This window comes from Micromonospora sp. WMMD736 (assembly GCF_049179015.1).
GTDB lineage: Bacteria > Actinomycetota > Actinomycetes > Mycobacteriales > Micromonosporaceae > Micromonospora.
This window is the reverse complement of record NZ_JBMHMI010000001.1, coordinates 4326022-4347042: the sequence shown is the minus strand read 5'-3', so window position 1 is coordinate 4347042 and position 21021 is coordinate 4326022. Positions and strand designations below refer to the sequence as shown.

Sequence of the window (21021 nt, the reverse complement as noted above, 5' to 3'; positions counted from 1 at the left end):
GTGGCCACCCCCGTACCAAGGTCGTCCTACCCGTCCAGGTCCTGCACGGAGCCTAGAACGGCGCCTCACGTCAATGCCTCCCGCGTTATGCGACCGTGTCCGATCCCACACATGTTTTTGACATTTCCACCGCGTTAACGCCTACCGGGTGGTTCAGGTAATTCGCGGCCTTAGCGGGGGGTGGGGGTGCGGACGAGAGGCATCGAGGCAGGTCAGCCTGGGAGTCGACGCGCGGTGGCCGCCGACCGGACGGCGATCCGTGCCTCGCGGCGGGCGGTGCGTACCGCGCGCTGCATGGAGCGTCGAGAGTGGCCGATGCGGTGACCCGTACGCCAGCGCATGCCGGGCTTGCCTCCGGTGTCGACGGCCGCGAGGAGGAGACCGCCGAGGAGCCCGAGGTTCTTGAGGGTGTGGATCTGGTTGTTGTTCTTGGCGATCGGGTCGTCGTTCTTCCAGAACGGATGCCCGGCGATGGTCACGGGCACCAGGGTGCCGGCGAGGACCAGCGCGGCGGGCCGGCTGAACCGTCCGGTGGCCAGCATGAGCCCCGCGCCGACCTGCGTGGCCGCGTTGAGCCGGATCAACGACTCGGTGTCGGTGGGGAAGCTCGGGTGCGCCTTCTGCAGCAACGGTGCGACCTTGTCGGTCACCGGCTTGGCGGTCTCCGCCAGTCGGTGCGGGTTGCGGAAGTTGCGGTACCCCTGGATCACGAAGATGCCGCTCAGCATGGCGCGGGCGAGGGAGCGTACGGGCGTCATGGATCAGTCATACCCCCTCGCGGCGTTTGCTACCCGGTCAACCGGCGGATCCGGATCGATCCGCGGACACGCGCGCCACGCCGAATCGAGCGACCATCGCTGATGGACGGGGCGTGACGGGTAACGTCGCGCGGGTGACGACGCTGCGGCTCCGCCCCGAGGATCCGGCCGACGCCGGCCCGGTGCGGCGGGTGCTCGCCTCGGCGTTCGCCCGCCCGGACGTGCCGACGCCGCCAGAGGTGGGACTCGTCGACGACCTGCGGGGCACCGACGCCTGGCTGCCCGAGCTGGCCATGGTCGCCGAGTACGGCGGTGAGGTCGTCGGATACGCGCTGCTGACCCGGGTGCGGGTGCGGCCCGAACGGGGTGCCGTGGTGCCGGTCCTGGCACTCGGGCCAGTGGCCGTGGCACCGCACCGACAGCGGGTCGGACACGGCAGCGCGGTGGTGCAGGCCGCTCTGGACGCCGCCACCGAACTCGGTGAGCGGCTGGTCGTGGTGCTCGGCGACCCGGCCTTCTACCGCCGTTTCGGCTTCGGACCGGCCGCCGAGCTGGGCCTCAGCAGCCCGTGGGCCGGCCTCGGTGAGCCGTGGCAGGCGCTGGTGCTGCCGCCGTCCACCAGCGAGGAGGGCCCGCCGCCGCGCGGCGAGGTCGTCTTCCCCGCGCCTTGGTCCCAGGTCTGACGCGCCGGTTCGAAGCGCGCCCGCCGAGCGGAGCGGGCGCCGGGTCAGGCGGGCTGGGTGCGCAGGTAGCGGCCGAAGTGTGGAACGGTGAAGGCGACCGTGCCCCGCTCACCCGAGTAGATCAGCCCCTTCTTGATCAGCGCGTCCCGGGCCGGGGAGAGGCTGGCCGGCTTGCGACCGAGGGCGCGGGCGATCTCGGCGGTGGGCACGGCGGCGTCCATGTCGTCGCGTACCGCGCCGCTGGCTTCACCCTCCACCAGGGACAGCGTGGCCATCGCCCGCATGTACTCACGCTCCGCCGGGGTGGCCCGCTCGAACCGGGAGCCGAAGAACCCGACCGCCAGTTCGGCCTCGGCCTCGGGCGCGGCGACCCGGACGTCCGCTGCGGTGATCGGCGACCGTGGCGCATGATCCCAGGTCGCCTTCCCGTACGCCTGGACGAAGTACGGGTAACCGCCGGACTTCTCGTAGAGCAGGTCGAGCGCCTTCTGCTCGTACTCCACCTCCTCGCGCTCGGCCGGCGCGCAGAGCGCCTGATCGGCGGCGATCCGGTCGAGCCGGTCGATGCGCTGGTAGCGGAAGAGCCGTTCCGAGTACGACTTGGCGGCGCTGAGCACGGCCGGTAGGTGCGGTAGCCCGGCGCCGACGACGATCAGTGGGGCGCCGATCTGGGACAGCTCGTGGCAGGCGGCGCAGAGCGCCGAGACGTCCTCCGGCCCGACGTCCTGCATCTCGTCGATGAAGAGCGCGATGCCGGTGCCCACGTCGCTGGCCACGGCGGCGGCGTCGCTGAACAGCTCGACCAGGTCGATTTCGATGTCGCCGGAGTCGGCCCGGCCGCTGGCGGCGGGTACGTCGATGCCGGGTTGCCACCGGTCGCGCAGCTTGGACGTGGCCCCGCGGCCGGCGGGCGCGGATCGTTGGGCGAACGCCTTGAGCACCCCGAGGAAGGCGTCGATCCGGTCGGGGGCGCGGTGGCGGGGAGCGAGTTCGCGGACCGCCATGTGCAGCGCGGCGGCGACCGGGCGGCGCAGTGACTGGTCCGGCCGAGCCTCGATCTTGCCGGTGCCCCACAGTCTGCTGATCGCCTGTGACCGCAGGGTGTTGAGCAGAACGGTCTTGCCGACGCCGCGCAGTCCGGTGAGCATGAGGCTGCGCTCGGGCCGGCCGCGGGCGATGCGTTCCAGCACGATGTCGAAGACGTCCAGCTCGCGCCCCCGCCCGGCGAGTTCGGGTGGGCGCTGGCCGGCGCCCGGGGCGTACGGGTTGCGGACCGGATCCACGCATCGCAGAATATCGGGCCCTCTAGCTGGGAAGCTAGATATGGATAGATGAGGCTACGGCGTGTCGAGATCGTCGAGACAAAACTAGGGCTGTCTAGCGTCCACGCTAGACAGCCCTAGTTTTGGGAATCGTCTACTGCTCCTTCAGGCAGAGCACGTAGTCGAACAGGTCGATCGAGTTGTCGTGCACGTAGTTCGCGGTCGCCTGCGGCGCGAGCGTCTGGCACCGGTCCCCGTCGGTGGTCGCCGGAATCCGCAGCAGCACCCGGTAGGTGTTGGGGCCGCACGGCACCTTACGCAGCTCCGCGTCGGCCTCGGAGCCGTCGTTGACCACGCAGTCTCCCTTGGCGAACTCCTCCTCCTCGTCCGGTGACGGCAGGACCGGGCTCGGAGCATCGCTGGGCAGACCGGGAGGGAGGACCGGTGCGCTCGCCGACGGCACGGGCGTGACGTCGCTGTCGGAGTCGGCGATCCGCCAGGCCGCCCAACCGGCGAGGCCGAGGCAGGGGCAGAGCAACAGCAGCACGACCAGCCCCACGATCAGGGCCACCTTCCGGCCGTTGCGACCGGCGGGAGCGGCGGGCGGCATCGGGTACGCGCCGGGCGGCGGCCCCCACGGCGGCGGCTGGCCGGGGGCGGGCGGGAACGGCCCGGGCGGCACGTCCGACTGCGTCGGCTGCTGCGCAGGAGCGTTCCACTGCGCCGGTTGCGGCGGGGCACCCCACTGCGTCGGCTGCTCCGGGGCACCCCACTGCGCGGGCTGCTGCGGGGGAGCCCACTGCGAGGGCTCGGGTGGTGGCCCCCACTGCGGGAGCGTCGGATCGACCGGTGGCGGGCCGCTGGGGCCGGTCGGCGGGCGCTGGTACGGGTCGTCCGGCTGCCCGGAACCCGGTGGTCCGTAGGTCGTCATGTCATTCCCCGGGGTGGGTGGTCAGCGCTGCTTGAGGCAGAGCACGAAGTCGAGAGTGTCCAGCTCGCTGTCGAAGAAGTACCAGTTCGTGTAGCCCTCGACCTTGGCGCACTTGGCCTCGGCGTCGCGTTCACCGCTGGTCGCGCCGTCGATGCGGCGCAGCACCTCGTACGACTTCGGGGCGCAGCCGCTGATCAGTAGCTTGGGCTTGCCCCCGGCCGCGCCGTCGTTGCGGACACACTGCCCGACCTTGACGAACCGCGGATCGGCCGACGACTCGGGCGCGGCGGCGCTCGGTACCGGCTCGGCCGGCTCGTTCGCGGCGGCGCTGGGCTCTGCCGCACCGGGGGAGCCGGTCGGCGCAGCCGTCGTCGACGCCGGGTCGTCCGACCCCCGCAGGAACCAGTACGCGCCGCCGCCGGCCACCAGCAGCAGCACCACGACGGCCAGTACCGCGACCAGCGGTCCCCGCCCCCGCTTCGGCGGCGCGGGTGCGGGGTCGTCGTCGGGTTGGTAGGACCCCGCGCCGTAGGCCGGGTTGCGGTCGACGGCCGGGTACCCCCCGCCGTAGGGCTCCGAGGCCGCGCCGCCGTACTGCCCGCCGGTGCTGCCGCCGTACTGCCCGCCGGTGCCGCCGCCGTACTGCCCGCGGCCGTACTGACCGCCCTCGTGGGGCGCCGCTGGAGCGCCGCCATACGGGCCGTCGCCATAGGGTCCGGGCCGCTGCGACGCCACCGGGTAGGGCTGGACTGTCGGCGGATAGGGCTCCGCGGTCGGCGGATAGGGCTGCTGCGGCGGCCGATTGGGCGTCTCGTCGGGGCGTTGCCCACGCCACGGGCGTCCGTAGCCCTCACCCGGTGGTCCGTAGTTCGTCATGCCGCCCTCCTGCACAAGTGGTGAGAGGCCGGCCACCAATGCGCGACGCCGACTCCGAGGTCACCGTAGCGTGGTCCACCGATGAGCTCACCTCCACCGAGCGCCGCCGCCGCATCCGGCCGCCGCGCCGACGCCGCGCCGAGCCTGGTCTGGACCGCGTTGATCGTGGTCTACCTGCTGTGGGGCTCCACCTATCTGGCGATCCGGATCGCGGTGGAGACGCTGCCGCCGCTGCTGTCCGCCACGATGCGGTTCGCCGTGGCCGGTCTGGTGCTGGCGGTGGTACTGCGGTTGCGCCGAGGGCCGGGCGCCCTCCGCGTGCGGCCTCGACAGCTCGGCTCCGCCGCCCTGGTCGGTGTGCTCCTGCTCGCCGGCGGCAACGGCCTAGTGGTGCTCGCCGAGTCCGGGCCGCCCGGGGTGGCACTGCCCTCCGGCGTCGCCGCCCTGCTGGTGGCGACCGTGCCGCTGCTCGTGGTGCTGCTGCGTTCGGTCACCGGTGACCGACCGCCGCTCTGGACCTTCGCCGGGGTCACCGTCGGCTTCGTCGGTCTGGTGCTGCTGGTGCTACCCGCCGGCACTTCGGACGCGGTGCCACTGGTCGGCGCGCTGACGGTGGTGGCGGGAGCCGCCGCCTGGTCCGTCGGGTCGTTCCTGTCCGGGCGGATCGGGATGCCCGCCGACCCGTTCGTGGCGACCGTGTACGAGATGGCGGCCGGAGCGCTGGCCCTGGCCGTGGTCGCCGCCGGGCGGGGCGAACTGCGTGACTTCCACCCGTCGGCCGTCAGCGCCCGGTCCTGGTGGGCGCTGGGATACCTCATGGTGGCCGGATCGTTGGTGGCGTTCACGGCGTACGTCTGGCTGCTGCAGAACGCGCCGATCTCGTTGGTGTCGACGTACGCGTACGTGAATCCGGCGGTCGCGGTGGCGCTCGGCGCGTTGCTCGTGGCAGAGCCGATCACGCCGCAGGTGCTGCTCGGTGGCGCGGTCATCGTCGCCGGGGTGGCCCTGGTGGTGAGCACCGAACGCCCACGCCGCAAGGCAGCGGAACCACGATCGGGGGCGGCGCGGACGGGAGCCCGCCGGTAACGTCCGGCCCATGTCGGCCGCCGCGCTGCTTCCGGTGGCGCTGCTCGGTGGGTTGGTCGGTCTCGTCGTACCCCCGGTGGCCTGGCGCTTTGTCGACCCGCCGGCCCGGCGGGTCGGGGCGGTCCGGCTCTGCCCACCACTGGCGGCCGTGGTCTTCGTGGGGCTCGCCGCCGCGCGGGGTGACGATCCGGCCCTGCCGGTCCTTCTCGCGGTGGCGGCGGTGGGGTTGGTGCTGGCCCTTGTCGACCTGGCGTGCCTGCGACTGCCCGATCCACTGGTCGCCGCCGCCGGGACGCTGGCCCTCGGCGGACTGGCCGGGGCGGCGCTGCTGGCCGGCACTCCAGGGCGACTGGTCGGCGCGCTGGCCGGTGCGGTTCTCTCCGGCGCGGCGCACGTGCTGCTCGCGCTGCTGCCGAGGTCCCGGCTGGGCTTCGGGGACGTGAAGCTCGCCGCCGTCCTCGGTCTGCCGCTCGGTTGGCTGGGCCGCGATGCCCTGCTCACCGGGCTTCTCCTGGCACACCTGCTGCACGGCGGCCTGGTTCTCGGCCTGCTCGCCGCGCGACGGGTACGCCGCGACACCCTGCTCCCGCTCGGCCCGGCCCTGCTCGCCGGCGCGTGGCTCGGCGTGCTCCTCGGCTGAGGTCGTGGCAGGCCCGGCACGGCGCGTCGGGCTCGTGCCGGCGTCGCCGCTTGACCCGTGCGCCCGGGAGAGCGTGATGCCTCTGAGTCATCTTGATGCCTCTGAGGCATCACGCTCCACGTGCTCATCGCCTCCGTGCTCCCCCGGGGAGGGGGTCAGATCAGGCGGAGCTGGCGGTCCTTGGGACGGCGAGGTTCGGTCTCGCCGAACCGTTCGAACAGGCCCGGGTCGATCGCGGCGAGGAACGGCGAGGGGGCGCAGTCGCGTTCCGCGCCGTGCCGGGCACGGCGGGCGGCGTGGCTGACGTACAGCCGGTCCTGGGCCCGAGTCAGGCCGACGAAGAAGAGTCGACGCTCCTCGGCGACCGCGTCCTCGTCGGGCGTCGAGCCGGGCCAGCGCAGCGGCAGCAGCCCGTCCTCGGCGCCCACCAGGAAGACCACCGGAAATTCGAGGCCCTTCGCGGCGTGCAGGGTCAGCAGCGTGACCGCCTCCGCGCGTGGGTCGAGCGCGTCCACCTCGGCGCCGGTGGCCAGCTGCGACAGGAACGCCTCCACGTCGTCGCCGCAGCGGTGGGCCAGCGGGGTCAGCAGGTCCACCGCTGCGCGCACGTCCTCGGGGCGCGCCCCGCTACCCGCGCCGTCCAGGGTGGGCACCGCGAACCGCTCGGCTACCGCCTGACCGGCCAGCCGTACCCGGGCCGCCAGCGACCCGGCCAACCCGTCGGCGTGCCGCAGCTCGCGGGCGATCGCCGCCACCCCGGGCCGGTCCCGGAGCCGGTCGTGCGAGCGCTTCTGCACGGGGATGTTGGCCCTGGTCAGGGCGTCCACGATCGGGGCGGCCTGCGCGTCGGTGCGGTACAGCACGGCGATGTCGGAGAACGACAGCGTGGTGGACCGGCCGTCGATCCGGCCCGAGTCCAGCGATCGGTGGGACAGCCCGCCGACCAGTTCGTCGACGGTCCGGACCACGAAGTCGGCCTCGTCGGCGACAGACGCCGCCGGGTATCGGCCAACCAGCGGGGCCTCCGGGTCGAGCCGGGCCGGATCCAGTCGCCGGCCCTGGACCAGCGAGGACGGCGCGATGGCCTGGACGGCGGCGGCCAGGATCGGCGCCGACGAGCGGTAGTTCCGGTTGAGCCGGACCAGTCGGGCGTCCGTGAAGTCCTGCGAGAAACGCAGGAAGTAGCCGACGTCGGCGCCCCGGAAGGAGTAGATCGCCTGGTCCGGATCGCCGATCGCACACAGGTTGCCATCGCTGGGGCTGAGCAGTCGCAGCAGCTCGTACTGCACGGCGTCGACGTCCTGGTACTCGTCGACGAAGATCCACCGCCAGCGGTCCCGGTACCGCTCGACCAGCTTCCGGTCCGCCCGCAGCAGCTCCACCGGCAGGGTCACCAACTCGTCCAGGTCGACCAGGTCCTGCTTGCGCAGCCGCGCCGTGTAGCCGGCGGCGTCGTCACCGGCCTCCGCCCGGGCCGCCGACCGCTCGGCGTCGTCCGCGATCCGGAAGCCGGCCGGCAGGCCCGCCGCGTCGGCGTTCTCCCGCAGGATGGTCAACCCCAGCGCGTGGAAGGTGCCCACGGTGACGTCCTCGGCGACCGGACCGAGCAGCCCGTCGAGGCGGTGCCGCAGCTCCTCGGCGGCGCGGCGGGTGAACGTGATCGCCAGGCAGTGCTCGGGGAAGACGTTCAGCTCCGCGCAGAGGTACGCGATCCGGTGGGTCAGCGTCCGGGTCTTGCCGGTGCCCGGACCGGCCACGATGAGCAGTGGTCCGCCGGGCGCGGACGCCGCCACCCGCTGCATCGCGTCCAGGCGGTCCAGCAGGCCGGTGCCGACCTCCTCCATGCCGGAGAGCATCGGCTCGAACGGTTCGTGCGGTGACGGCGGCGGCGCGATCGGTGGCGGGGGAGGCGGGGCCGGCTTGCGCTTCGCCTCCGCCTTGGCCGCCGCCGGGCGCTTGGCCGTCGTGCGAGCCGCCGGCTCCGTCGGCCGTCGCTGCGCCGGCACCGATACGGGTACGTCGAAGAGCGTCTCCTGCGCCGTGCCCGCGCCCCTGCCCAGCTCCGTCGGATCGAACAGCGTGATCACCCCGTACTCGCCGTCGTAACCCGGCACTCGGCGTACGTCCCCCCGCCGCAGCCGTCCGATGCCCTCCGCGAGCAGCTCACCGCCGGCCTGCGCGATGTCGGACAGCGGCGTCGTCGTCAGAATTTCCAGCTCGGGACCGAGCGCGGCGACCAGTTCGTTGAGTCGCCCCTCGACCTTCTTCGATCGGGCGCCCACCTTGTTGATCTCACCAAGGATCTCGGCGAGCGGCACCAGGTGGGTGACGTCCCGGGCGTGTGCCGGCCGGTGCCCCTCGGGACGGTCGGCCAGCTCCTCCACACGGCTGAGGACGCCCACCGTGAGCGGCTTGCCGCACTCGGGGCAGCGTCCCCCGGCCGCGCGGGTCCGCTCCGGCGGCCAGTTGACGCCGCAGAGCCGGTGTCCGTCCGCGTGGTACTTGCCCTCCTCCGGGAAGAACTCGATGGTGCCGGCCAGACCGTCACCGGTGCGCAGGGCCTCCCGGACGGCGAAGTAGTCCCGCTCGGCGGTCAGCACGGTCGCCTCCCGCCCGAGGGCCGGCGGCGAGTGCGCGTCCGAGTTGGACACGAGCTGGTAGCCGTCCAGGCTGCCGACCCGCCAGTTCATCGCCGGGTCGGACGAGAGGCCGGTCTCCACGGCGAAGATGTGCTCGGCCAGGTCGGCGTAGCAGTCGGCGATCGCGTCGAAGCCGGACTTGGAGCCCAGCGCGGAGAACCACGGCGTCCAGATGTGCGCCGGCACGAGATAGCCGTCCGGGCTGGCCTCCAGCGTGATCTCCAACAGGTCGCGCGAGTCCAGGCCGAGGATCGGTCGGCCGTCGGAGCCGAGGTTGCCGATCCGCCCGAGAGCGGTGTTGAAGCGGGCCACCGCCGCCAGGTCGGGCAGGTAGATCAGGTGATGCACCTTGCGGGTGCGGTCGTCCCGCTTGTAGATGGTGGAGATCTCCACGCTCAGCATGAACCGGACCGCGTCCGCGTCGGTCGTGCCGGCCAGTCGTGGCGGCAGCCGGCGGGCGATGTCGCGCTCGGCCTCCGGGCTGAGCCGGTAGAGCCCCGGCTCGGCCGGGCGCAGCGACTCCACCAGGTGGTCGTACCAGGCCGGGTGGGTGAAGTCGCCGGTGCCGAGCAGGGCGATGCCCTTGCGCCGTGCCCACCATCCGAGGGTCGGCAGGGTCAGGTCCCGGCTGCACGCGCGCGAGTACTTCGAGTGGATGTGCAGGTCCGCGACGAAGGGCTGACGGCCACCGGGGGGTACGTCACTGAACGGGGGCACGCCGCATCCTGTCACGCCCGCCGCGCGGCCCACCCTCCGCCACGCGCGGACGTGACGTCCGCTATGCCGAGCGCAACTCCACGAGGCTGATCTGCGGCTCGGCGCCCACCCGCACCGGCGGACCCCAGAAACCGGCGCCGTTGGTCACGTAGACCTTGGTGCCGTCGACCTCGCCGAGGCCGCTGACCACCGGCTGCTCGAGCTTGACGGCCAGGTTGAACGGCACCACCTGCCCGCCGTGCGTGTGCCCGGAGAGTTGCAGGTCGACGCCGTAGCGGGCCGCCTGCTTCGCGGCGAGGGGCTGGTGCGCGAGCAGGACGACCGGACGGTTCGGGTCGCGGTCGCCGAGGGCGGCCTCGAAGTCCGGTCCGGCAGCCAGGCCGGTGCCCGCCGGGTCCGCGTTCAGGTCGTTGACGCCGGCCAGATCGAGGACGCCACCCCGGGCCTGGATCTCCTGTCGGCGGTTCTGCAGGACCCGCAGGCCGAGTCGGTCCACCTCCTGGACCCACTCCTCGACCCCCGAGTAGTACTCGTGGTTGCCGGTGACGAAGAAGCTGCCGTACCGGGAGCGCAGGTCCCGCAGCGGTGCGGCGGCCGGGCCCAGCTCGGCGACGGAGCCGTCGACCAGGTCGCCCACGACGGCGACCAGGTCCGCGTCGAGGCGGTTGATCGCGGCGACGATCCGTTCGGTGTGCGCCCGGCCGCGCAGGGGGCCCAGGTGGATGTCGGAGACGGTGGCGATGCGCAGACCGTCCATGCTGCGGGGGAGCTTGCTGAGCGGGATCTGCACCCGGTCGAGGTGCGGCGGACCGAGCGCCGTGCGCACGCCGTACCCCGTGATGCCGGTGGCGGTGAGGCCGGCGAAGATGGCCGCACCGCGGGCCAGCAGCAGGCGACGGGCCGGGTCGTGGTCCGGTGCCGCGACCGCGTCGGCTGCCGGCGGATCGGCGGGCCCGGCGGCCCCGACCAGCACCGGCTCGGGCGCGGCGGTGGTCGGCTCGGCGACGGTCACCCGGCGGCGCACCACCAGCCGCGCGATGAGCATCGGCACTTCCAGCACGACCAACGTGACCAGCAGGTAGAACATGACGGCGAGCCACAGGTAACCCGGCCAGGCGAGCCAGTAGAGGCCGGCCTGCGTGCCGACGAGGGTGACCGGTACGAGCACCGCCAGCACGAGAGCGGCTATCCCTCCGATCCGCCGCCAGCGACCCGGCGTCGTCGTGTCGCGGACGAGACGCTTCCACAGATAAAGGTGGATCAGCCCGGTGACCAGCGCCAGGACGCCCATGAACCCGAGAACTGCCAACATGTGCGCGCCCCCTCAGCCGCCCGCGAACGGGGGTAGGACATCGATCGTGGCCCCGCCTGGCAGGGGTGCCTGACGATCATGGCAGGTGACGCCGTCCACGAGGAAACTGGCCACCCGCAGCACGGCGGCCAGCCGGTCGCCGTGCCGCTGGGACAGCTCGGCGGTCAGGTCTTCGAGGGACCGGCCGGCGGGCGTGACCTCCTCGGAGCGGCCCGCGGCGGCCCGTGCCCCCGCGAAATAGCGGACCGTCAACGGCCTCGGCTCCACGGCTCAACCCCCGATCGCGGACATCGGCCGGGTCGGCTGGAGGAAGGTGGGGTCGTCGATGCCGTGCCCGGCCCGCTTGCCCCACATCGCGGTACGCCACCGCCGCGCCAACTCGCCGTCGGTGGCGCCGTCGCGCAGCGCCGTCCGCAGGTCGGACTCCTCGGTGGCGAACAGGCAGGCGCGCACCTGGCCGTCGGCGGTCAGCCGGGTGCGGTCGCAGTCGCCGCAGAAGGGCCGGGTGACGCTGGCGATCACACCGACCCGGGCCGGGCCGCCGTCGACCAACCAGGTCTCCGCGGGTGCCGCGCCGCGCTCGGCCGGGTCGGCGCTGAGGTCGAAGTGGGTACGTAGAGAAGCGAGGATCTCCTCGGCGGTGACCATCGTGCTCCGGTCCCAGCCGTGCTGGGCGTCCAGCGGCATCTGCTCGATGATCCGCAGCTGGTAGCCGTGGTCGAGCGCGAAGCGGAGCAGAGCGGGCGCTTCGTCCTCGTTGACGCCACGCATCAGGACCGAGTTGATTTTCACGGGGTCGAGACCCGCGGCCGCCGCCCCGGCGAGCCCCGCCAGCACCGCGTCGAGGCGGGGACGGCGGGTGAGCTGGGCGAACCGGGCCGCGTCCAGGGTGTCCAGCGAGACGTTCACCCGGTCCAGGCCGGCCGCACGCAGCGCGGGCGCGAGCCGGTCCAGACCGATGCCGTTCGTGGTGAGCGAGATCCGGGGGCGGGGATCGAGCGCGGCCACCGCGCCCACGATGCCGAGCAGGCCGGGTCGGATCAACGGCTCGCCGCCGGTGAACCGCACCTCGGTCACACCGAGCTGCTCGACGGCCACCCGGACCAGCCGGACGATCTCCTCGTCGTTGAGCAGCTCCGGGCCGGCCAACCAGGGTAGCCCCTCCGCCGGCATGCAGTACGTGCACCGCAGGTTGCACTTGTCGGTGAGGGACACGCGCAGGTCCCGCGCGACGCGGCCGTACCGGTCGACGAGGACGCCGTCGGTACGTCGGTCGACACTCACCGGTCGACCGTAGCGCGCTCGACGCCCCGAAGGGCGGCTCGGGCGGCCTGGACAACCGCATCGCGGTAGCCGGAACCGAAGAGCGCGGTGTGCACGAGCAGCAGATGCAACTGGTGCAGTGGCACCCGCTCCCGCCACCCGTCGGCCAGCGGCCAGCTCTCCCGGTAGGCGGCCAGCACCCGGTCCAGGTGCGCGACGCCGCCGAAGAGCGCCAGTTGGGCGAGGTCGGTCTCGCGGTGCCCGCCGTGCGCCGCCGGGTCGACCAGCCAGGCCCGCTCGTCGACGCCCCACAGCACGTTGCCCGGCCACAGGTCACCGTGCACGCGGGCCGGCGGCTCGTCTCCGCCGAACTCACCGACGCGCCCGATCACCTGCTCGACCAGTGCGGCGTCGCTGCTGGTCAACGCGCCGCCGTCGATCGACAGGCGCAGGTAGGGAGTGAGTCGACGCCGCGCGAACCACGCCGACCAGGGGCCGTCGTCGGGGGTGTTGTCCTGAGCAAGCGCGCCGATGAAGCCGGCCCAGGGCGCGCCGAGGGCAGGCGCGCCGGCCCGGTGCAGGGCGGCCAACTCCCGACCGAAGCGATCGGCGGCCTGCGGCGTCGGCTCGCCGGGCTCCACCCAGTCGAGCGCCAGCAGGTCGGGCAACGCCACGATCACCTCGGGTACGCCGATCGCGTCGGCCTCCCGCAGCCAGCGCAGCCCGGCGGCCTCGGCGGCGAAGAAGCCCTCGGGCGCTGGCCGGTCGGACCTCTCCGGCCAGGACTTCGCGAAGATCGAGTGACCGTCGTCGAGCGTCAGCCGGGCGGCGGCGCAGATGTCGCCTCCGGCGACCGGCGTCTCCCGGAGCCGCTGGTGGGTGCGGAACGTCGGCAGGTGTGCCGGATGCGCGCGCAGGTACGCCAGGTCCATCAGCGCACGGTAGCGGCTGCTCATGACACTGCGGTGTCGTGTGAGCACATCGAATTGCTTCTACCTCGGGGAATACGCTCCGTAGTTGTGGATAAGCCGCGTGTCATCCACAGGGTCTGGAAGGCTCCGCCCCGCAGCAGCAGCCTTCCTGCATGACCTCGACCGAACGTCCAAAGCTCTCCGTCCGCTCGCCCGCCGATCTGATCGCCGCCGTGCCGTACCTGCTCGGCTTCCACCCGGCCGACAGCGTGGTCGCGGTGGCGCTGCGCGGTCGGCAGATCATCTTCGCCGCCCGCGCCGACCTGCCTGAGCCCGCGACGGACCCGGTCGACCGTGCCCGGCACCTGGCCGGGGTGATCCACCGGCAGGGCGCGGACGCCGCCACCGTGGTGGGCTACGGGCCACCCGAGAAGGTGACCCCGAGCGTGGACGCGGTGCGTGCCGCCCTGACGGCCGCCGGCCTGAAGGTGCTCGACGCGCTGCGGGTGACCGACGGGCGGTGGTGGTCCTACCTGTGCACCGAGGCGGACTGTTGCCCACCCGAGGGGCGGCGCTACGACCCGCAGGCCAATGCGGTGAGCGCGTCGGCCGTGTTCGCCGGTCAGGTCGCACTCCCCGATCGGGCGGCCCTCGTGGCGCAGGTGTCGCCGGTGGCCGGCCCGGCCCGTGAGGCGCTGCGTGCGGCCACCGTCCGGGCCGAGCGACGACTGGTCGAGCTGATCGAGCGGGCGCCCGCCAGTGACCTGCTGGGCGGGCGGGCGGTGCGCTCCGCCGGGGTGACGGCGGTCCGCGACGCGCAACGACGCCACCGGCACGGTGAGCGGCTCGACGACGACGAGGTGGCCTGGCTCAGTCTGCTCCTCGGGCACCTGCCGGTCCGCGACCACGCATGGGAACGCACGGACGGCCGCGACCGGGACATCGACCTCTGGACGGACGTGCTGCGCCGGGCCGAGCCGGAGTTGACCGCCGCGCCCGGCGCGCTGCTGGCGTTCGCGGCGTGGCGGGCGGGTCAGGGGGCACTGGCGGCGGTCGCGCTGGAACGCACGCTGAGCCTGCACCCCGACTACTCGCTGGCTCTGCTCCTGGACGACCTGCTCCGGCGGGGCGTACCCCCCTCCGAACTGGATGGTTGGCCCTCGGTCGGTATGCCCGGTGTGGTCCGCCCCCGCAAGCGACGTCGCCGTGGCCGCCGCTGACCCCCTGCGCGGCACGCCTTCGCCCGCGAGCCCATGCTCAGCTCCCCGGACAGCCACGTCGCGTATCGCAAAATTGCTATAGTGGGTGCGCATGCCCTGGCTAGTGCTCTACCACCCGGAGGCGATAGTCGAGCTGGACGCACTGCCCGCAGTGGAGCGGGCGGCAATTGGCCATGCCGTGGAGAAGCTGGAGAGCTTGGGCCCCAATCTCGGTTACCCGCACTCGAGTAGCGTCCGTAGCGCCGTCAACCTGCGCGAACTGCGCCCACGGGGAGGCCGCAGCCGGTGGCGCGCCTTCTATTCCGGCGTCGGCCGGGTGTTCGTGATCGGCGCCGTCGGCCCGGAAGCCAATGTTCATCGCCGAGGCTTCGCCAGGGCCGTCGCAGCGGCTCAGGAGAGGCTCAAGGATGTGGAGGAGGACCAATGAAGGTCGGTGATCTCAAGACCGCTCAGCAGGTCATTGATGAGGATCGCGATCAGGACCCGGCGTTCCGCGCAGAGTGGGACCGTTCGGCCTTCGCTCGTGACGTGGCTCTCCGCATCGTCCGGTACCGCGCCGAGAACGGCCTGACCCAGACGGCATTCGCCCGCATGGTCGGCATGACTCAATCGGTCATCGCGCGACTGGAGTCCGGTGACCAACCGCCGTCCATCGCCACGCTCGCCAAGCTGTCCGCAGGAAGCGGCCTGGAGTTCGAGTTCAAGATTTCGCACGGCATCGTCGAGGTCGAAGCCGCTTGACCGATCTCTTCAGGAAAACGGTGCATCCTCGTCGTGTGGATACGCCGATCTCGGCGAACGCGAGTCGATCAGGCGTCCTGGATCAGGCCGGTATGCCTCACGTGCCTGACGAAGCTGGCCCAGGCCGCCGTCTCGAAGGGGGTCGACCTGCTGACGCCCGGGCCGACCAGCCGCCAAGTGTTTCGGCATGACCTCGTGCGGGCTGTCAGATGACAGAACACCCACTGCTCAAGCCGACGTGGCGCTGCCGCACCTGCGGGATCGCGTGGCCCTGCTCGGTCGCGAAGCTGCGCCCGCTCGGTCGCTACCGCGGTCGACCCGACGAGTTGATCGAGTACCTGAAGTCGCTGCAGGCCGAAGCGACCGAACACCTGACCGAGCTGTACGGCGGCAGGACGCCGGACGGCCTGACCGAACGTTTCACCGGCTGGGTCACAACGGGTCCAACTGATCGGTAGTCGACGGCCGCTCGGTCAGGCTGGCTGCTCGACGGTGATCCGCTGCGGGCCGGCGTACACGTTCATGGTCTGGCCGCGCAGGAAGCCGACGAGCGTCATGCCGGCCTCCTCGGCCAACTCGACGGCGAGGGTGCTCGGCGCGGAGACGGCGGCCAGCAGCGGCACTCCCGCCATCCACGCCTTCTGGGTCAGCTCGAAACTGGCCCGTCCGGACACCAGCAGCAGGTGCCCGGTCAACGGCAGTCGGCGTTCCCGCACCGCCCAGCCGACGACCTTGTCCACGGCGTTGTGCCGACCCACGTCCTCCCGCAGCACCACCAGCTCACCGGCCGGGGTGAACAGCCCCGCCGCGTGCAGCCCGCCGGTGCGGTCGAAGGCGCGCTGGGCCGCCCGCAGCCTGTCGGGTAGCTCGGCGAGGAGGATGGCCGGCACGGCGAGCGGGTCCTGGGCGACCGGAAACAGCGAGCGGGTACGGATCGCGTCGATGCTGGCCTTGCCGCACACCCCGCAGGAGCTGGTCGTGTAGAAGTTCCGGGACGGATCGGTGGCCGGTTCCGGCAGGCCGGGGGCGAGCACCACGTCCACCACGTTGTACGTGTTCGGAGTCTCGGCGCCGGAGCAGAGTTGCGCGGTCAGCACGTCGTCGGTCGACCGGATCAGGCCCTCGGTCAGCAGGAAGCCAATCGCCAGGTCCAGGTCGTCTCCGGGGGTGCGCATGGTGACGGCGAGCGGCTTGCGCCGACCCGGACCGGCCGGGCCGACCCGGATCTCCAGCGGCTCCTCCACCGAGAGGGTGTCCGGCCGTCCGACGGCTGCGCGTCCGTCGGCCGCGTCCAGGTCGATCCGCAGTACGCGTCGTCGGTCAGTCGCCCGTCCCATCCCGCCATCCTGCACCCCACCCCGGCCGGCCCGCACGGCCGCCGCTCAGCAGGCACCCCGCTGCGCTCGGCGGCTGAGCGCCGACACGGCTACCGTGGCCGGGTGGGGACGTACGCCGCCGTGGTGCTCGCGGGTGGGGCCGCCCGCCGGATGGGCGGGGTGGACAAGCCCGCGCTGTCGGTCGGTGGTCGCTCGATGCGCGACCGGGTACTGGCCGCGGTGGGGGACGCCGCGCCCCGGGTGCTGGTCGGGCCGGGTGACGGCGTGCCGGACGACGTACGGGTGACGCGCGAGGACCCGCCCGGAGGCGGGCCGGTCGCCGCGACGGCGGCCGGGTTGGCGCTGCTCGACCCCGACACGACGCTCGTCGCGCTGCTCGCCGCCGACCTGCCGCTGCTCACCCGCGCCGCGATCGGCGACCTGCTGACCCACCTCGCCGCCGCTGAGAGTCCAGCGCCCGCCGCCCCGGTGGACAGCCCCTCCGGCCCGCGGGCCGGCGCTGTCCGCGCCCCGGAACCTGTCGACGGGGTGTGCTTCGTCGACGCGGACGGACGCCGCCAGTCGCTCTGCGGGGTATGGCGCGTCGATGCGCTGCGGGCCGGGCTGACCGGGCTGGCCGTCGAGCGGGGCGGCAGCCTGGCCGGCGCTCCGGTGCGCGCGCTTCTGGCCCGGCTCCGGGTACGCGAGGTGGCGTGGGCCGGTGCGGGTCCGCCGCCCTGGTTCGACTGCGACACTGACGAGGACGTACGCCGGGCGGAGGAGTGGGTGCGATGACGGTGTTGGACGACTGGGTCTCGGCGGCCTGCACGGAGGTCGGTCTGGACCCGGCCGAGGTGCCGGTGCCGGCGGTGCTGGACCTGGCCCGCGACGTCGCCCACCAGGTGGTGCGACCGGGTGCCCCGGTCAGCGCGTACCTCCTGGGGCTGGCCGTCGGTCGGGGCGCCGATCCGGCGGAGGCCGCGGCGCGGTTGAGCGCCCTCGCGGCCGACTGGCCGGTCGCACTCGACGCCGAACTCGCCGACCCCACCTCCTGACCGCCGCGCCCCGCGCGGGTGCCACGACGCCGGAGGACGCCGGGTGTCCGATCCCGGTCCGGGCTGATTCGAGCCGAACGGACCGTGGGTAGGGTGATCGGAACGGACGGAGGCGATCATGACGGCTGACCACCCCTCGGCGTCGGATGCGGAGCCCGGCGGTACATCCGAGTCGGCGGAGTCGATCCTGCTCGACGGCCCCAGCACCATGGACCTGCGGGCCAAGGTGACGGAGGCGTGGCAGGAGTTCGCCCGGATGCTCGCCCTGCGGCTACGGGAACTGCCGGCCGGCGCGCACCTCGAACTGACCCTCGACCCCACCGCCTCCGGTACGGGCGACGCCGTCTATTCGATCAGTGTCGACGCGACGGACGATGGCGGTCTCTCCGCTCGGGCGGTCGGTAACGCGGCGCTGCCGCAGGGCTACCGGCTGGACCGCGCCGCCGTGGCGGACATGGTGGCGCTCGGCTGGTCCCCGCCCGGCGTGGTGGCCGGCTCGGGCGGGGCGTTCGGGCTGGACGGCACGGTGGCGGAGGCCAACCGGATCGCCCCGCTGCTGTCCCGGACGCTGCGCGACGTGTACGGCGCACCGCACCCGGCCTTCCTCGTCTATCTGGTGCACGACGCCGAGGGGGAGCCGCTGGCCGTCGGGCCGTTGGGCACCGCGCGCAGCGAGTTCGGTCCGGACGCCGACGTGGAGGGGGACCTCCAGGAGGCGCTGGCCGAGGCGGCCGCCGACCGGGACGACGTGCTGGACCTGCCGGAACGCGTCCGTACCGTGGTGTCGACGATGTTGAAGTCCGACGCCGAGCGGTTGCAGATCGACTCGGACGGCGACATCACCATCCGGGCCGGCTCGGCGATGGTCTTCGTGCGGGTGCGCGACAATCCGCCGCTGGTGGACGTGTTCTCTCCGGTCCTCACCGAGGTCGAGCCGACCGAACGGCTCTACGTCAAGCTGTCGGAGCTGACCAACCGCATGCCGATCGGTCGCCTCTACTGCGCCGACGACACGGTCTGGGCCTCCATCCCGGTCTTCGGCCGTAACTTCCAGGCCACCCATCTCATGCTGGCGGTGCAGGTGATGACCGGTCTCGCCGACGAGTTGGACGATCGGCTGCACGGTGAGTTCGGCGGCAAGCGTTTCTTCGGCGAGGGCGACAAGCCGGTCCGTGGTGACGATTCCCAGCACCGCACCGGCATGTACCTCTAGCTGACGGCCACGTCCAACAGGGTCTTGCCGACCGTGGCGCGCGCCTCGATGGCGGCGTGCGCGTCGGCGGCGCGTTCCAGGGGGAAGCGCTGGCCGATGAGCGGCCGGAGCTGCCCGGCCGTCGCGGCCGCCAGCGCCCCGATGGTGTACGCCCGCAGCCGCGCGGGCGTCACGTCCGGCCGGACCAGCGTGATCCGGCGTTCGGTGGCGGCCTCCGGTGTCACGGGAGACCACTCGCCGCTGGCCAACCCGTAGCTGATCATCCGGCCGCCCGGGGTCAGCAGCTCGAACGCCGCTCTGGCCACCGGGCCCCCGACGCCGTCGAACACCGCGTCGACCCCGCCCACCGCGTCGCGGACGCGATCCACCCAGTCCGGCCGCAGGTAGTCGAGCGCCACGTCGGCGCCCAGCCCGGGCAGCAGGGCCACCTTGCGCGGTCCGCCGGCCACGCCGATCACGCGTGCGCCGGCCCGGTTCGCCAGTTGGACGAGCATGCTCCCGACTCCACCTGCGGCGGCCTCGACCAGCACGCGGTCACCGGGGCGGACGCCGACCGCCTCGACGAGCATGGTGGCGGTACGCCCGTCGGCGAGCAGCGCCACGGCCGCGTCCAGCGCCAGCCCGGCCGGTACGTCGATGGGCGCGGACGCGTCCACCACGACCTGTTCGGCGTACCCGCCGGCGCCGCCGGTGGCGGTGACCACCCGTTGCCCGACGCGGGCCGGGTCGACCTCCGGCCCGACGGCGGTGATCACGCCGCCGACCCCGTTGCCGGGGATGAGCGGCGGGGCGTACCGGTTCGGCCCGGGACGCCCCGCGCGTTGCTGCGTCTCGACGAAGGTGACGTTCGCGTGCGCGACGTCGATCAGCACCTGGCCGGGGCCGGGTGTCGGGTCCGGCGCCGGGCCGGGCGTCAGCACCTCGGGACCGCCGAATTCACGTAGCCAGATCGCCCGCATGGATCCCCCTCGTGTCGTGCCAGGCCGCCACGAGTCCAACACCTGAACCAGACTTGAAGTCAAGCCGTGGACGGTCAGGCGCCGGTGGACGGCCCGACGCCGGGGGATTCGACCAGCCGGGACAGCACGATGGTGCTGCGGGTGGACGTCACGAACGACTCGGCGCGCAGCCGTTCGAGGGCCGCCTCGAGGTGGGCGATGTCGGCGGCGCGCAGGTGCACCAGCGCGTCCGCCTCGCCGGAGACGGTGTACGCGCCGACCACCTCCGGGTGCCGGCGTGCGGCCACGCCGATCTGCGCCGGGGTGGTCCGGCCGGCGCAGAACAGCTCGACGAACGCCTCGGTGGTCCAGCCGACGGCGGCCGGGTCGACCACGGCCGTGAATCCCCGGATGACGCCGGTGGCGCGCAGTCGGTCGACCCGGCGCTTGACCGCCGGGGCGGAGAGTGACACCCGCGTGCCGATGTCGGCGTACGACGCGCGAGCATCGGCGACGAGCAACGCAATGATCCGCTGGTCAACGGCGTCTATCTGCAACGTTCCGCCTCTGGGAAGCAATGGTTGTGGCTGTTACCAAAGTTCAACGATACCTACTCTTGGTGACCGTGAACCAGCAGCGAGTCCCGCGAAAGCGGACATATCTCATGTGCTCGCCCGAGCACTTCGCGGTCGAGTACGCGATCAATCCGTGGATGGACGTGACCACCCCGGTGGACCGGGCACTGGCCGTCAAGCAGTGGGACCGACTGCGCGAGACGCTGGTCGGACTCGGCCACCAGGTGCACCTGCTCACGCCGGAGCCGGGGCTGCCCGACATGGTGTTCGCCGCGAACGGCGCCTTCGTGGTCGACGGCAGCGTCTACGGCGCGCGGTTCAAGCACGAGCAGCGGACCGCCGAGGCCGCCGTGCACCACGCGTTCTACGAGCAGCAGGGCTGGCGTTTCGTCGCCCCGAGCGAGACCAACGAGGGCGAGGGCGACTTCGCGTACGTGCCGGAGGCGCACGGCGGACTCATCCTGGCCGGGCACGGCTTCCGTACCGAGATCCCGGCACACGCCGAGGCGCAGGAGGCGCTGGGTCGGCCGGTGGTGTCGTTGCGGCTGATCGACCCGCGCTTCTACCACCTGGACGTGGCGCTCGCCGCCCTCGACGACGAGAACGTCGTCTACTTCCCCGGCGCGTTCTCCGCGGCCAGTCAGCGCGTCCTCACGCAGCTCTTCCCGGACGCGGTGATCGCCGATGACGAGGACGCGATGGCCTTCGGGCTCAACCTGGTCAGCGACGGCGCGAACGTGGTGCTCAACAGCGAGGCCACCCGACTGGCGGGCAAGCTCAAGGCCGCCGGTTACACCCCGGTTCCGGTCGAGCTGGCCGAGCTGAAGAAGGGCGGCGGCAGCGTGAAGTGCTGCATCGCCGAACTGCGGCACTGACCCGAACACT

The 21021-nt window shown here is 72.8% G+C and carries 23 protein-coding genes; 11 read left to right on the top strand and 12 right to left on the bottom strand.

What is annotated here, in order from left to right:
- Positions 1-212 precede the first annotated feature (212 nt).
- Entirely contained in the window at positions 213-758 is a 546-nt protein-coding gene (locus tag ACN269_RS19510) for a DoxX family protein (RefSeq protein ID WP_421473776.1), read from the bottom strand.
- A gap of 134 nt (positions 759-892) precedes the next feature.
- Between ACN269_RS19510 and ACN269_RS19505 the strand changes: the two genes are divergently transcribed.
- Positions 893-1441, top strand: coding sequence for a GNAT family N-acetyltransferase (locus ACN269_RS19505; RefSeq protein WP_421476439.1), 549 nt, complete (start codon positions 893-895; stop codon positions 1439-1441).
- 44 nt (positions 1442-1485) lie between these two features.
- Here ACN269_RS19505 and ACN269_RS19500 read toward each other — a convergent pair whose 3' ends face one another.
- The 3 genes from ACN269_RS19500 to ACN269_RS19490 form a co-directional block, all read right to left on the bottom strand.
- Entirely contained in the window at positions 1486-2724 is a 1239-nt protein-coding gene (locus tag ACN269_RS19500; protein WP_421473775.1) for an AAA family ATPase, read from the bottom strand.
- A 133-nt stretch (positions 2725-2857) separates the two neighbouring features.
- A complete protein-coding gene (locus ACN269_RS19495) occupies positions 2858-3268 on the bottom strand; it encodes an LppU/SCO3897 family protein (protein WP_421476437.1) in 411 nt (136 codons plus the stop codon).
- 387 nt (positions 3269-3655) lie between these two features.
- On the bottom strand, positions 3656-4096 hold the full coding sequence (locus ACN269_RS19490; protein WP_421476435.1) for an LppU/SCO3897 family protein: 441 nt from the start codon (positions 4094-4096) through the stop codon (positions 3656-3658).
- Positions 4097-4591: 495 nt separating this feature from the next.
- Here ACN269_RS19490 and ACN269_RS19485 point away from each other — a divergent pair, with 495 nt between their 5' ends.
- Positions 4592-5596: an EamA family transporter gene (locus tag ACN269_RS19485; protein ID WP_421473774.1), complete on the top strand. Its 1005-nt coding sequence runs from the start codon at positions 4592-4594 to the stop codon at positions 5594-5596.
- Between the two features lie 10 nt (positions 5597-5606).
- Positions 5607-6236: a prepilin peptidase gene (locus ACN269_RS19480; RefSeq protein WP_421473773.1), complete on the top strand. Its 630-nt coding sequence runs from the start codon at positions 5607-5609 to the stop codon at positions 6234-6236.
- 155 nt (positions 6237-6391) lie between these two features.
- Here ACN269_RS19480 and ACN269_RS19475 read toward each other — a convergent pair whose 3' ends face one another.
- The 5 genes from ACN269_RS19475 to ACN269_RS19455 all read right to left on the bottom strand — a co-directional run bounded on the left by ACN269_RS19475 (position 6392) and on the right by ACN269_RS19455 (position 13099).
- On the bottom strand, positions 6392-9592 hold the full coding sequence (locus ACN269_RS19475; RefSeq protein ID WP_421473772.1) for a UvrD-helicase domain-containing protein: 3201 nt from the start codon (positions 9590-9592) through the stop codon (positions 6392-6394).
- Between the two features lie 61 nt (positions 9593-9653).
- The gene (locus ACN269_RS19470) at positions 9654-10904 is read right to left on the bottom strand and encodes a metallophosphoesterase (RefSeq protein ID WP_421473771.1); all 1251 of its coding nucleotides are present in this window, start codon (positions 10902-10904) and stop codon (positions 9654-9656) included.
- A 12-nt stretch (positions 10905-10916) separates the two neighbouring features.
- Positions 10917-11171 carry a MoaD/ThiS family protein gene (locus tag ACN269_RS19465; RefSeq protein WP_421473770.1) on the bottom strand — a complete coding sequence of 85 codons (255 nt, stop codon included), beginning with the start codon at positions 11169-11171 and terminating at the stop codon, positions 10917-10919.
- A 3-nt stretch (positions 11172-11174) separates the two neighbouring features.
- Positions 11175-12188, bottom strand: coding sequence for a GTP 3',8-cyclase MoaA (moaA, locus tag ACN269_RS19460; protein WP_421473769.1), 1014 nt, complete (start codon positions 12186-12188; stop codon positions 11175-11177).
- Positions 12185-13099: a fructosamine kinase family protein gene (locus tag ACN269_RS19455; protein WP_421476434.1), complete on the bottom strand. Its 915-nt coding sequence runs from the start codon at positions 13097-13099 to the stop codon at positions 12185-12187. Before ACN269_RS19455 ends, moaA begins: the two co-directional genes overlap by 4 nt.
- A gap of 152 nt (positions 13100-13251) precedes the next feature.
- Here ACN269_RS19455 and ACN269_RS19450 point away from each other — a divergent pair, with 152 nt between their 5' ends.
- The 4 genes from ACN269_RS19450 to ACN269_RS19435 all read left to right on the top strand — a co-directional run bounded on the left by ACN269_RS19450 (position 13252) and on the right by ACN269_RS19435 (position 15497).
- Positions 13252-14298 carry a DUF4192 domain-containing protein gene (locus ACN269_RS19450; RefSeq protein WP_421473768.1) on the top strand — a complete coding sequence of 349 codons (1047 nt, stop codon included), beginning with the start codon at positions 13252-13254 and terminating at the stop codon, positions 14296-14298.
- A 91-nt stretch (positions 14299-14389) separates the two neighbouring features.
- Positions 14390-14725 carry a type II toxin-antitoxin system RelE/ParE family toxin gene (locus ACN269_RS19445; RefSeq protein ID WP_421473767.1) on the top strand — a complete coding sequence of 112 codons (336 nt, stop codon included), beginning with the start codon at positions 14390-14392 and terminating at the stop codon, positions 14723-14725.
- A complete protein-coding gene (locus ACN269_RS19440; protein ID WP_421473766.1) occupies positions 14722-15039 on the top strand; it encodes a helix-turn-helix domain-containing protein in 318 nt (105 codons plus the stop codon). Before ACN269_RS19445 ends, ACN269_RS19440 begins: the two co-directional genes overlap by 4 nt.
- 209 nt (positions 15040-15248) lie before the next feature.
- The gene (locus ACN269_RS19435; RefSeq protein ID WP_421473765.1) at positions 15249-15497 is read left to right on the top strand and encodes a flavin reductase; all 249 of its coding nucleotides are present in this window, start codon (positions 15249-15251) and stop codon (positions 15495-15497) included.
- Between the two features lie 15 nt (positions 15498-15512).
- Here ACN269_RS19435 and fdhD read toward each other — a convergent pair whose 3' ends face one another.
- Positions 15513-16376, bottom strand: a complete 864-nt coding sequence (gene fdhD / locus ACN269_RS19430; RefSeq protein ID WP_421473764.1) for a formate dehydrogenase accessory sulfurtransferase FdhD — start codon at positions 16374-16376, stop codon at positions 15513-15515.
- A gap of 102 nt (positions 16377-16478) precedes the next feature.
- Here fdhD and mobA point away from each other — a divergent pair, with 102 nt between their 5' ends.
- From mobA to ACN269_RS19415, 3 genes are all read left to right on the top strand, one after another.
- On the top strand, positions 16479-17150 hold the full coding sequence (gene mobA / locus ACN269_RS19425; RefSeq protein ID WP_421473763.1) for a molybdenum cofactor guanylyltransferase: 672 nt from the start codon (positions 16479-16481) through the stop codon (positions 17148-17150).
- Positions 17147-17410 carry a DUF6457 domain-containing protein gene (locus ACN269_RS19420; RefSeq protein WP_421473762.1) on the top strand — a complete coding sequence of 88 codons (264 nt, stop codon included), beginning with the start codon at positions 17147-17149 and terminating at the stop codon, positions 17408-17410. The genes mobA and ACN269_RS19420 overlap by 4 nt, the downstream gene beginning before the upstream one ends.
- A gap of 118 nt (positions 17411-17528) precedes the next feature.
- Complete coding sequence (locus ACN269_RS19415; RefSeq protein ID WP_421473761.1) at positions 17529-18623, top strand: T3SS (YopN, CesT) and YbjN peptide-binding chaperone 1; 1095 nt, start codon at positions 17529-17531, stop codon at positions 18621-18623.
- Here ACN269_RS19415 and ACN269_RS19410 read toward each other — a convergent pair.
- The gene (locus ACN269_RS19410) at positions 18620-19582 is read right to left on the bottom strand and encodes a zinc-binding dehydrogenase (protein ID WP_421473760.1); all 963 of its coding nucleotides are present in this window, start codon (positions 19580-19582) and stop codon (positions 18620-18622) included. The genes ACN269_RS19415 and ACN269_RS19410 overlap by 4 nt on opposite strands.
- Before the next feature lie 74 nt (positions 19583-19656).
- Positions 19657-20118, bottom strand: coding sequence for an Lrp/AsnC family transcriptional regulator (locus tag ACN269_RS19405; RefSeq protein ID WP_354814963.1), 462 nt, complete (start codon positions 20116-20118; stop codon positions 19657-19659).
- Positions 20119-20177: 59 nt separating this feature from the next.
- Between ACN269_RS19405 and ddaH the strand changes: the two genes are divergently transcribed.
- A complete protein-coding gene (gene ddaH, locus ACN269_RS19400) occupies positions 20178-21011 on the top strand; it encodes a dimethylargininase (protein WP_421473759.1) in 834 nt (277 codons plus the stop codon).
- Positions 21012-21021 lie beyond the last annotated feature (10 nt).

Bases quoted from the DNA above. Each gene is read 5' to 3' on its own strand.
- ACN269_RS19480 (WP_421473773.1), top strand. From the start codon at position 5,607: ATGTCGGCCGCCGCGCTGCTTCCGGTGGCGCTGCTCGGTGGGTTGGTC.
- ACN269_RS19485 (WP_421473774.1), top strand. From the start codon at position 4,592: ATGAGCTCACCTCCACCGAGCGCCGCCGCCGCATCCGGCCGCCGCGCC.
- ACN269_RS19450 (WP_421473768.1), top strand. From the start codon at position 13,252: ATGACCTCGACCGAACGTCCAAAGCTCTCCGTCCGCTCGCCCGCCGAT.
- ACN269_RS19440 (WP_421473766.1), top strand. From the start codon at position 14,722: ATGAAGGTCGGTGATCTCAAGACCGCTCAGCAGGTCATTGATGAGGAT.
- ACN269_RS19510 (WP_421473776.1), bottom strand. From the start codon at position 758: ATGACGCCCGTACGCTCCCTCGCCCGCGCCATGCTGAGCGGCATCTTC.
- ACN269_RS19420 (WP_421473762.1), top strand. From the start codon at position 17,147: ATGACGGTGTTGGACGACTGGGTCTCGGCGGCCTGCACGGAGGTCGGT.
- ACN269_RS19455 (WP_421476434.1), bottom strand. From the start codon at position 13,099: ATGGACCTGGCGTACCTGCGCGCGCATCCGGCACACCTGCCGACGTTC.
- ACN269_RS19410 (WP_421473760.1), bottom strand. From the start codon at position 19,582: ATGCGGGCGATCTGGCTACGTGAATTCGGCGGTCCCGAGGTGCTGACG.
- ACN269_RS19435 (WP_421473765.1), top strand. From the start codon at position 15,249: ATGACAGAACACCCACTGCTCAAGCCGACGTGGCGCTGCCGCACCTGC.
- ACN269_RS19445 (WP_421473767.1), top strand. From the start codon at position 14,390: ATGCCCTGGCTAGTGCTCTACCACCCGGAGGCGATAGTCGAGCTGGAC.
- fdhD (WP_421473764.1), bottom strand. From the start codon at position 16,376: ATGGGACGGGCGACTGACCGACGACGCGTACTGCGGATCGACCTGGAC.
- ACN269_RS19415 (WP_421473761.1), top strand. From the start codon at position 17,529: ATGACGGCTGACCACCCCTCGGCGTCGGATGCGGAGCCCGGCGGTACA.
- ACN269_RS19470 (WP_421473771.1), bottom strand. From the start codon at position 10,904: ATGTTGGCAGTTCTCGGGTTCATGGGCGTCCTGGCGCTGGTCACCGGG.